This window comes from Vibrio sp. 1402 (assembly GCF_033340275.1).
Genome location: NZ_JAWOWE010000287.1, coordinates 1 through 693, shown reverse-complemented (window position 1 = coordinate 693; position 693 = coordinate 1). Strand labels below are relative to the sequence as shown.

At 45.2% G+C, this 693-nt stretch carries 1 protein-coding gene; it reads left to right on the top strand.

All coding sequences use genetic code 11. The features are described 5' to 3' along the window. On the top strand, window positions 1-693 hold a 693-nt coding region (locus R7044_RS25600), incomplete at both ends, for an ABC transporter substrate-binding protein (protein ID WP_405540911.1).

Here is a 693-nt window from a genome sequence, read left to right as displayed (position 1 = left end):
GAGACTACAGCCGTAAACCCAACCCAACAGGCTTTGGGCATGGTAAATACACGTTACCAGATGTGAAAGCGCCAAAGTTTGAACCAGAAAAAGCGGCGGCAGCGTTTGAAGCTGCGGGCTTCGATAAGATTGGTTCCGATGGTATTCGCGTGAATGATAAAGGTCAGCGTTTGAGCTTTGAATTGACGTACTCATCTCCAGTTCATACACCGCGTATTGCTTTCTTGCGTGAACAGGCAAAATTGGCAGGGTTGGACATTGAGCTGAAGCTGATTGATGGTTCATCGATGTTTAAGTATGTGCGTGAGAAAAAACACGAACTTGCTTTCTTTGATATGGGGACTTCGGAAATCCCAACTTATTGGGAATACCTCCATTCCGTGAACGCGAACAAACCACAAACGAACTCATTCACTAACTACAGCACGCCAGAGCTAGATGAAAAGATCATTGCGTATCGCTTTAACATGGACATGGATAAGAAGATCCAATTAGGTCATGAGATTCAGCGAGACATTATTGATGCGCACGTGATTGTCACTGGCTACATGGTACCTTACGTTCGTTATGGACACTGGCGTTGGTTGAAATTGCCAGAGAAACCAATGAATCGAATGACAGAAGCGTTGTTCAGTGGCGGAATTATCGGTGATGGCACGTATTGGATCGACAAAGACGTGAAGAAAGAAACCC